This window comes from Ruegeria sp. (assembly GCF_028066395.1).
Lineage (GTDB): Bacteria > Pseudomonadota > Alphaproteobacteria > Rhodobacterales > Rhodobacteraceae > Ruegeria.
Window position 1 is genome coordinate 1 of sequence record NZ_JALCBM010000020.1, and the last position, 8221, is coordinate 8221.

Below are 8221 nucleotides of genomic sequence, written 5' to 3' on the forward strand. Positions count from 1 at the left end.
TGCGCGCCCATATGAACAAAGTCTACGGCACAATGTCCGTGGGCATGCTGATCACGGCACTGGCCGCGTGGGCCATTGCCGGGCTGGCCGTTACATCAGACCCGAGCAACGCTGTCGCTCAGATCGGCGTTGATCGGTACCTGACCAGCCTGGGCGGGACGCTGTTCCTGTCGCCGCTCAAATGGGTCATCATGTTTGCCCCCCTCGGCTTCCTGTTCTTTGGCTGGGGTGCGCTGATGCAGCGCGGATCGGCGGCGGCTGTACAGCTTGGCTTTTTCATCTTCGCCGCCGTGATGGGCGTGTCGATGAGCTCGATCTTCATGATCTTCACGCCTTACTCGATCACACAGACCTTTCTGGTGACGGCGATTGCCTTTGCCGGTCTCAGCCTGTTTGGCTACACGACCAAGCGTAACCTCAGCGGCATGGGCACCTTCCTGATGATGGGCGTCATTGGTCTGCTGGTTGCGATGATCATCAACCTGTTCCTGCAATCCGGCGTGATGATGCTGGCCATCTCGGCCATCGGCATCCTGATCTTCGCAGGTCTGACCGCCTTCTACACACAGGACATCAAGAACACCTACGTGGCACATGCCGCGCACGGTGATCAGGAATGGCTGGACAAAGCCGCCTTCGACGGCGCGCTTAGCCTCTATATCTCGTTCCTGAACATGTTCCAGTTCCTGCTGATGTTCATGGGGCAACAGGAATAGATCAAGCGTCATATTCAACGCTGAAAGGGCGGGTCATGATCGACCCGCCCTTTTTCTATGCCGACACAACCAACCTAGAACGCCCGCGCAAACAAAAACCCCCGCCACACAGGCAGGGGTTTAGGCATTGTTGTATGTATTGCTAAATCAGCTGCAGTTCAGCGGCACCGCAAAGCCCGAGCTGCGCGATGAGGAGCCTTTGCCAAACACATCCCCCGCGGGGACGCAGCCGGTGAAACGCTCGGTCTCTGATCCGAAGATCGTGCCGATGGAATTGTCGACCCGGGTGCTGTTGCTCGAGGTGCGCAGCACGCCATACAGCGTTCCGTTCACGTTGACGGTGCTCAGGTACATGGTCGTGTCACTGCCTGTCAGCTCAACCGCGTTGGCACCGCTGCGGCCCCCATTGTCGATGGCGACACCGGCCAGCTTATCAGCCTCGACCTTATCCGAGGTGACCTGAATGGTCGGCAGCTCGGCCAGTTCGGCTGGCACGTTTGTGGCTTCGGGCACAAAGGCGACCGAACCCTTCACATCGGATACGGTACGCGGCTCACCATCAATTCCGGTGAAGCCCACGCCTTCCCGGTTGAACGGGTCTTCACAGGCGGAAAGGGTCAGAACGGCCAGTGCGGGCAATATGATTTTTTTCATGACGGTCAACATTTTGGAACGGTTGGCTGAAGCGTAGCGGCACGTCGCCGTAAAAAGCAAGCCGCCCCAGAACAGATTACCCGGCAGGCTGATGCGCCTCTGCAACGGAGGGTTCAGCGCGCCATCCCGCACCGCAATACGAAAAAGGACCCTGCCACGGGAGCAGAGTCCTTTTGATTTAGTCCAAGCGGATCGGCAGATTACTTGATCTTGCCTTCCTTGTACTCGACATGTTTCCGAACGACCGGGTCGTATTTACGGACGGTCATTTTCTCGGTCATGGTGCGTGCGTTTTTCTTGGTCACGTAGAAGTGGCCCGTGCCCGCGGTCGAGTTCAGACGGATTTTGATTGTCGTCGGCTTCGCCATGGTTATCTCCTGCGTCCGAAAAGGCAGGGGCCTTTCGGTTGAATCCTTATGAGCGTGCGCTTTTACCCGCTTAGGCGTCCGAGTCAACCGGAATCGCGCGCCGCAGCCCATAATTCCCCTGCTCACTTTCCCCGGGGCTTGGGGGTCAATTTGGATATATCACAAATCCGTGATATATAGCCGCCGAATTGCGGCGTAAAGAGGCCAACACAGGCCCCGCGCAAGAGGCACCGGAAAACAGGCTTACCCTGTCAGCAGGATTTCAAGTGCACGACATTTCCGGGGGGATTTTTCATGACAGAATGGACCATTCAGGGCGAAGAGCTGGCCAATTGCAATTGCAATTTCGGCTGTCCCTGCCAGTTCAGCGTGTTGCCCACGCATGGCAATTGCGAAGCGATTGTCGTCTATGACATCGAAAGCGGCACCTATGGCGATACCGATCTGGCCGGTTTGCGTGCGGCAGGCGTGTATTACTGGCCCGGCCCGATTCACGAGGGCAATGGCGAGATGCAACTGATCATCGATGAACGTGCCTCGGCCGATCAGCGGGCCGCGTTGCAGGCGATCATGGTGGGGGACGACACGGATGAGATGGCAACCATGTGGTATGTCTACAGCGCCATGTCGCCCACCAAGCACGACACGCTCTACCTGCCCATCGATCTGGATTGGAGTCGCGAAGATCGCACCGGATTCGCCAAGATACCCGGCGTTTTCGATGTCGAGGTCGAGCCAATCCCGCATATCGTGTCCGGTGCGCCGCATCGTGCCGCGATCCAGCTGCCACACGGGTTTGAGTACCGGCACGCCGAATCCGCCTCGGGCAGCGCCAAGACGACGGGCGGGGCGATCAGCCTGACTTTTGACGCGACCCATGCGCATCTGGCGCATCTGAACATTTCCGGCCACGGCGTCCTCGGCGCCTGAACGGCCATCCGATGACACATAACCCGAACCGATCCCGCATGGGCGCGGTTGAGCGTCTGATGCGGCAGGACACAGCCATCGTTCTTGGCGGTGTTGGCCTGATCGTGCTGACCGCCGGGTGGTATACGGTTGCCGGGATCGGAATGAACATGTCGGCGGTCGAGATGACGCGGATGGCAGGCCCTATCGGGGCGCCGATGCAAATGGGCGGTGGCGCGGTCTGGAACGCCGGTTATCTGGTGCTGATCTTCCTGATGTGGTGGGTCATGATGATCGCCATGATGACGCCCAGCGCCGCGCCTGCCGTGTTGCTCTATGTGGCGTTGAAGCGGATGGGGCCCGAGAAATCGCGTACCGCATTGCTCAGCCTGTTGTTCCTGTCCGGCTATCTGATCGCCTGGGCCGGGTTCAGTGCTGCCGCCACCGCAGCGCAATGGGGGATGGAGGCCACGGGCCTGTCGGACGGGCCGATGATGACGATCCGGTCTGCGGGATTCGCCGGGCTGATTCTGTTGGCTGCCGGCGCCTATCAGTTTTCCACCCTGAAAACCGCCTGCCTGCGCCATTGCCAAAGCCCGGCCCGGTTTCTGGCACAGCACAACCATCCCGGGGCATGGGGCGCGATGCGCACCGGGGCCGCACACGGGGTCTATTGTCTGGGTTGTTGCTGGGCGCTGATGGCCCTGCTGTTCGTGGGTGGCGTCATGAACCTGTATTGGATCGTGGGCATCGCCCTTTACGTTGCTGCGGAAAAACTGATGCCTCGGGCCATCTGGCTGGTTCCGGCGACAGGCGCGGGGTTGTGCATTCTGGGTGTCTGGCTGATCGCACAGGCGGTTTTTTCAACCACCTGAGACACCTTCACGGCCAGGGGGTCGGCCGAATTTCAGGCCCCGTTCGAACCTTGATAGTCAAAGGAGTTACAAATGCCTCTGTTCATTACCTACGCATCCTATTCGCAAGCTGGCGTCAAGGGTATGCTGAAGAAACCCGAAGATCGCACCGGCCCGGTCAAGGCCCTGTTGGAAGGGGTCGGCGGCAGGCTTCTGGCGTTTTATATCACCACCGGCAGCAATGACGTGGTTGTCATCAGCGAAGCCCCGGATGGCACCGATGCGGTGGCTGTGGGGATGGCCGTTGCGGCCTCGGGCGCGGTGTCGAATATCGAAACGGTGCGGGCCTGGACCGCCGAGGACTTTGTCGCCATCACCGAAAAGGCCGCCAAGCTGACCGGGGCCTATACGCCGCCGGGGGGCTGACGGGATCTGCGCGGAGGGCCTGTAAGCCGGATCCTGTTCCGGGGGCTTGCCCCCTTCGATGACCATTCCTCTAGGCCGTGCATTGCTGCGCGGCTCAAGCTGCCAACCCGGTCCCTCTCGGCCAAGGCGAGCCTAGCGGCGGTATCGGCTGACGCCGACCGGCCCGCGCGGGGACCCTATTCGGCATTGCTCCCGGTGGGGCTTGCCGTGCCGCCACTGTTGCCAGCGGCGCGGTGGGCTCTTACCCCACCGTTTCACCCTTACCTCGGGCCACGGCCCGGGGCGGTCTGATTTCTGTGGCGCTTTCCGTCGGGTTTCCCCGCCCGGGTGTTACCCGGCACCGTTGCCTTGTGGAGTCCGGACTTTCCTCTCGGGCCTTGCGACCCCAGCGGCCATCCGGCCCTCCGCGCGAGGGCTTGGGTATGCTTTGGGTCGGGTGGCGTCAAGGGGTGAGGGTGGCAGGAAGGGGCCAGCCCCTTCTTGGCCTGCGGCCAATTCAACCCCGGGATATTTTTGGCCAGATGAAGGGCGGATCAGGTTTTTTGGTTTGACGTGAGCGCTGAGATGTCCGCCGGGTGGAGCGGGCCCTTGCCCCAGGGACGGTAGCGCAGACGGATGGCGGTCAGCAGGGTGGCCTCGTCGCTGGTGGCGGTGAAGCCGGTTTTGTGGGCCAGAGTGCGGAACGTTTCCGGTAGCGCGGTTTGTGTGCCGCGCGGGTTGGCCAGGCCCTGACGTTCCAGTCTTTGCCAGTCAAAACGGGGGCCGGGGTCGGATTTGCGGCCCGGGGCCATGTCGGAGTGGCCGATGACGCCAGTGGGGGGGATTTCCCAGCGGGTCAGGATATCAGCCAGCAGGGTTTCCAGAACCGCCATTTGGGGTGCGGCGAAGGGGTGGTCACCGCGATTGTCGAGCTCGATGCCGATGGAGCGGGAGTTGATATCGTCTTGCCCCTGCCACTCCCCTGCCCCGGCGTGCCAGGCGCGGTTTTCTTCGCGCACCATCTGCCACACGGTGCCATCCGCGCCGATCAGATAATGGGCAGAGACCTCATGCGCCGGGTCACACAGCCGCTCCAGCGCCTCGGGCGCGCTGTTCATGGCGGTGTAGTGCAGTACGATCAGCGAGGGCGTCAGCCCGTCGCGGCGCGGGCCGAAATTGGGCGACGGGTGCCAGATGGGCGCAAGAGCCTCAGTTGTTGATGGCATTGCGGAAGGGGCTTGGGTCCCAGCCGCAGGCATAGCCGTCGCCATCGGGGTCCAACCCCTTGCGGTCCCGCTGCGGGCCGCCATTGGACAGGAAGGCGATCTGTGCCTGATCGGGCGAGGCGTATTGTCCGCAGTTGCGCTGTGCTTTGGCCTGCAGGTTGAAGCCCGAGCGGCTGTAAAGCTGGGTGCCGACCGGGTTCGTGGTGCTGAGCGCGTATTGCACGATATTGGGCTGGCCGTCCGTGCCGCGCTGAGGAACTGCAGTGGGGGCCACGACCTCATAGGTCTGGCGGTTCTGTTCGATGCGGGCCGCGTCCGATTCGATGCTGCGGCGGTTCGAAACGGCAGCAAAGTCCTGTTCGTCCGAGATGGCCGTATTGTTCGGCGTCGGGGCGACGGGCACCGTCTGCCCGGACGTGCTGGCCAGCGCCGCAGCCGTCTGGTTGGCGATGTCACTGGCGTCACCGCCCGTCAGGGGCGCGATCGCACCGGCCTGCCCATCACCGGGCAGCGGTTCTTGCGACACAACCGGGGGTGGCACCAACGGGTTGCCGGAATAGCCCTGCCCGGCCAGCTGTGCCTCACGCTGGGCCTGATAGCTCGGCGTGTTGAAATCCGTGCCGCCCACCGGCGCCACGGTATTACATGCGGCCACAAGCCCGATTGCGGGGATCAGAAGCGTAAAGCGCATAGGGCTGCTCCGTCTGTTCGTCGTCTTGCCTGCGTGAGGCTTACCACCATTTGCCCGGCTTGGCCACAAACCCGGCGGCGCTTTCCAGCGCATAGGCGGTGTTGAGCAGATCGCCCTCGTCCCAAGGACGCCCGATCAGTTGCAGGCCCAGCGGCAGGCCCTGCGCATCCAGACCGGCGGGCACCGAAATGCCCGGCAGACCGGCGAGGTTGACGGTCACGGTGAAGACGTCGTTGAGGTACATTTGCACCGGATCGGCTTCAGTCATCTCACCCAACCCGAACGCGGCAGAGGGTGTTGCCGGGGTCAGGATCGCGTCGACGCCTGCGGCGAAGACGTCCTCGAAATCCTTCTTGATCAGGGTGCGGACGCGGCGTGCGCGGTTGTAATAGGCGTCATAGAAGCCTGCCGACAGCACATAGGTGCCGACCATGACACGGCGCTGGACCTCGTGACCGAAGCCCTCGGCGCGGGTCTTTTCGTACATCTCGGTGATACCATCGCCCTGTGCCAGCGCGGCGCGACGGCCATAGCGGACACCGTCATAGCGGGCGAGGTTCGAGGATGCCTCGGCCGGGGCAATCACGTAATACGCGGGCAGCGCGTATTTGGTATGGGGCAGCGAGATATCGACGATCTCGGCCCCTGCTGCCTTCAGCATTTCGGCGCCATCAGCCCAGAGCTTTTCGATCTCAGCGGGCATGCCCTCCATGCGGTATTCCTTGGGGATACCGATTTTCTTGCCCTTGATGTCACCGGTCAGCATCGCCTCGAAATTCGGGACGGCCAGTTCGGTGCTGGTCGAATCCTTAGGGTCGTGGCCGCACATGGCCTCTAACATGATCGCCGCGTCGCGGACGTTCTTGGTCATCGGACCGGCCTGATCCAGCGAAGACGCAAAGGCCACGATGCCCCAGCGCGAGCAACGGCCATAGGTCGGCTTGATGCCGGTGATGCCGGTGAAGGCGGCGGGCTGACGGATCGAGCCGCCGGTATCGGTGCCGGTTGCGGCCAGACACAGGTCCGCCGCCACAGCCGAGGCCGAACCACCGGATGAGCCACCCGGGGTCAACTGCGCCTCATCATTGCCGCGACGCCACGGGCTGACGGCGTTGCCATAGACCGAGGTTTCGTTGCTGCTCCCCATGGCGAATTCGTCCATGTTCAGCTTGCCAAGCATCACGGCTCCGGCATCGGCCAGTTGTTGGGACACGGTGGATTCGTATTCCGGCTTGAACCCTTCCAGAATTTTCGAGGCCGCCTGCGAGGGCACGCCCTTGGTGCAGAACAGATCCTTGATGCCGATCGGCAGACCGCACATCGACGGTGCATCGCCGCCTTTGATCCGTTCGTCCGCTGCCTTGGCACGCTCCAGCGCGATCTCGGGCGTCTTATGGACAAACGCGTTCAGCGCGTCGGCTTCGTCAATGGCCTTCAGGCAGGATTCGGTCAGCTCGACCGAGGTCACGTCTCCGGCACGCAGCGCGTCGCGGGCCTCGGCCAGGCCCAGTTTATTCAGATCGCTCATGTCTTACTCCACCACTTTGGGGACTGCGAAGAACCCTTCGCGGGCGTCGGGGGCGTTGGCCAGAACCTTGTCCTGCTGGTTGCCATCCGTGACCTGATCCTGACGGCGCTTCAGGCGCATCGGTTCGACCGAGACCATCGGTTCGACGCCTTCGACATCGACTTCGTTCAGTTGCTCGATGAACCCAAGGATGGTGTTGAACTCGGATGCCAGCGCCGGCAGCGCGTCATCCTCGACCTTGATCCGGGCCAGTTTGGCCACCTTGGCGGCGGTGCTTTGGTCAATCGACATGCGAAACCCTCATATACGCTTACCGGGGCATTTACCCGTCTGCTGCAACAGCCGCAAGACCGCTGCGCGCCCTGACCCGAAATCAGGTATTTTGAAAAATAAACCGATCAGTTCACTTTTGCTCTTGAAATCTGAACTGAACAGTTCATTTCAATAACACAACACACAATAAACCCGGAGACAGCCCATGAAACCCCTTATGATTGCCCTTGCCCTTTCCGCATCCCTGGCAGCCGCCCCGGCGATGGCGTTCAGCCTGAACACCGGCAACCTGACGCGGGATCTGAGCTTTCCCGAACCTGCGCCCGAGACGGTGACCAAGGACAAGGCACAAACCCGCGACTAAGCGCAAAAGGCCGGATCGGGCCGCAGCACCCCGATCCGGCTTCCCCGCATTTGACTGCTGCACCCGGCGCAACATGCCGCTAGCATGGCCTGAATCACAGTCGAACCGTCCCCTAACCGGGGCCAGCCAGTGGAGCAGGACATGAGCGCGCAGATGCAAACGGTTTTGGACGCAATCGATGCGGCCAACGCACAGGACCCCAATCAAGAAGATGGTCAGCCCGAATCCCTGCT

At 61.9% G+C, this 8221-nt stretch carries 11 protein-coding genes and 1 other RNA gene; 5 read left to right on the top strand and 7 right to left on the bottom strand.

The window, feature by feature from the left end:
• Window positions 1–716, top strand: a 716-nt coding sequence (locus MPJ51_RS08480; RefSeq protein ID WP_298384664.1) for a Bax inhibitor-1/YccA family protein, incomplete at its 5' end; no start/stop codon positions are given.
• Between the two features lie 147 nt (window positions 717–863).
• On the opposite strand, the gene MPJ51_RS08485 is transcribed toward MPJ51_RS08480, so the two are convergent.
• Both MPJ51_RS08485 and rpmG read right to left on the bottom strand, forming a co-directional pair.
• A complete protein-coding gene (locus MPJ51_RS08485; RefSeq protein ID WP_298384666.1) occupies window positions 864–1370 on the bottom strand; it encodes a membrane lipoprotein lipid attachment site-containing protein in 507 nt (168 codons plus the stop codon).
• A 200-nt stretch (window positions 1371–1570) separates the two neighbouring features.
• A complete protein-coding gene (rpmG, locus tag MPJ51_RS08490) occupies window positions 1571–1738 on the bottom strand; it encodes a 50S ribosomal protein L33 (RefSeq protein ID WP_007799108.1) in 168 nt (55 codons plus the stop codon).
• A 294-nt stretch (window positions 1739–2032) separates the two neighbouring features.
• Here rpmG and MPJ51_RS08495 point away from each other — a divergent pair, with 294 nt between their 5' ends.
• The 3 genes from MPJ51_RS08495 (at window position 2033) to MPJ51_RS08505 (ending at window position 3927) form a co-directional block, all read left to right on the top strand.
• On the top strand, window positions 2033–2668 hold the full coding sequence (locus tag MPJ51_RS08495; protein WP_298384668.1) for a DUF1326 domain-containing protein: 636 nt from the start codon (window positions 2033–2035) through the stop codon (window positions 2666–2668).
• A gap of 11 nt (window positions 2669–2679) precedes the next feature.
• Window positions 2680–3522 carry a DUF2182 domain-containing protein gene (locus MPJ51_RS08500; protein ID WP_298384671.1) on the top strand — a complete coding sequence of 281 codons (843 nt, stop codon included), beginning with the start codon at window positions 2680–2682 and terminating at the stop codon, window positions 3520–3522.
• A gap of 72 nt (window positions 3523–3594) precedes the next feature.
• Complete coding sequence (locus tag MPJ51_RS08505) at window positions 3595–3927, top strand: GYD domain-containing protein (protein WP_298384674.1); 333 nt, start codon at window positions 3595–3597, stop codon at window positions 3925–3927.
• A gap of 6 nt (window positions 3928–3933) precedes the next feature.
• Here MPJ51_RS08505 and rnpB read toward each other — a convergent pair.
• The 5 genes from rnpB to gatC all read right to left on the bottom strand — a co-directional run bounded on the left by rnpB (window position 3934) and on the right by gatC (window position 7642).
• Window positions 3934–4335, bottom strand: an RNA gene (gene rnpB, locus MPJ51_RS08510) — RNase P RNA component class A.
• Window positions 4336–4460: 125 nt separating this feature from the next.
• Window positions 4461–5132 carry an N-acetylmuramoyl-L-alanine amidase gene (locus MPJ51_RS08515; protein WP_298384677.1) on the bottom strand — a complete coding sequence of 224 codons (672 nt, stop codon included), beginning with the start codon at window positions 5130–5132 and terminating at the stop codon, window positions 4461–4463.
• Entirely contained in the window at window positions 5116–5823 is a 708-nt protein-coding gene (locus MPJ51_RS08520) for a hypothetical protein (protein WP_298384680.1), read from the bottom strand. Before MPJ51_RS08520 ends, MPJ51_RS08515 begins: the two co-directional genes overlap by 17 nt.
• A gap of 40 nt (window positions 5824–5863) precedes the next feature.
• Window positions 5864–7351 (bottom strand): Asp-tRNA(Asn)/Glu-tRNA(Gln) amidotransferase subunit GatA, encoded by a 1488-nt coding sequence (gene gatA, locus MPJ51_RS08525; RefSeq protein WP_298384683.1) that lies wholly within the window; start codon window positions 7349–7351, stop codon window positions 5864–5866.
• Between the two features lie 3 nt (window positions 7352–7354).
• Complete coding sequence (gene gatC, locus MPJ51_RS08530; RefSeq protein WP_298384686.1) at window positions 7355–7642, bottom strand: Asp-tRNA(Asn)/Glu-tRNA(Gln) amidotransferase subunit GatC; 288 nt, start codon at window positions 7640–7642, stop codon at window positions 7355–7357.
• Between the two features lie 187 nt (window positions 7643–7829).
• Here gatC and MPJ51_RS08535 point away from each other — a divergent pair, with 187 nt between their 5' ends.
• Complete coding sequence (locus MPJ51_RS08535; RefSeq protein WP_298384689.1) at window positions 7830–7988, top strand: hypothetical protein; 159 nt, start codon at window positions 7830–7832, stop codon at window positions 7986–7988.
• Window positions 7989–8221: the final 233 nt, after the last annotated feature.

Bases quoted from the DNA above. Each gene is read 5' to 3' on its own strand.
- MPJ51_RS08485 (WP_298384666.1), bottom strand. From the start codon at position 1,370: ATGAAAAAAATCATATTGCCCGCACTGGCCGTTCTGACCCTTTCCGCC.
- rpmG (WP_007799108.1), bottom strand. From the start codon at position 1,738: ATGGCGAAGCCGACGACAATCAAAATCCGTCTGAACTCGACCGCGGGC.
- MPJ51_RS08495 (WP_298384668.1), top strand. From the start codon at position 2,033: ATGACAGAATGGACCATTCAGGGCGAAGAGCTGGCCAATTGCAATTGC.
- MPJ51_RS08500 (WP_298384671.1), top strand. From the start codon at position 2,680: ATGACACATAACCCGAACCGATCCCGCATGGGCGCGGTTGAGCGTCTG.
- MPJ51_RS08505 (WP_298384674.1), top strand. From the start codon at position 3,595: ATGCCTCTGTTCATTACCTACGCATCCTATTCGCAAGCTGGCGTCAAG.
- MPJ51_RS08515 (WP_298384677.1), bottom strand. From the start codon at position 5,132: ATGCCATCAACAACTGAGGCTCTTGCGCCCATCTGGCACCCGTCGCCC.
- MPJ51_RS08520 (WP_298384680.1), bottom strand. From the start codon at position 5,823: ATGCGCTTTACGCTTCTGATCCCCGCAATCGGGCTTGTGGCCGCATGT.
- gatA (WP_298384683.1), bottom strand. From the start codon at position 7,351: ATGAGCGATCTGAATAAACTGGGCCTGGCCGAGGCCCGCGACGCGCTG.
- gatC (WP_298384686.1), bottom strand. From the start codon at position 7,642: ATGTCGATTGACCAAAGCACCGCCGCCAAGGTGGCCAAACTGGCCCGG.
- MPJ51_RS08535 (WP_298384689.1), top strand. From the start codon at position 7,830: ATGAAACCCCTTATGATTGCCCTTGCCCTTTCCGCATCCCTGGCAGCC.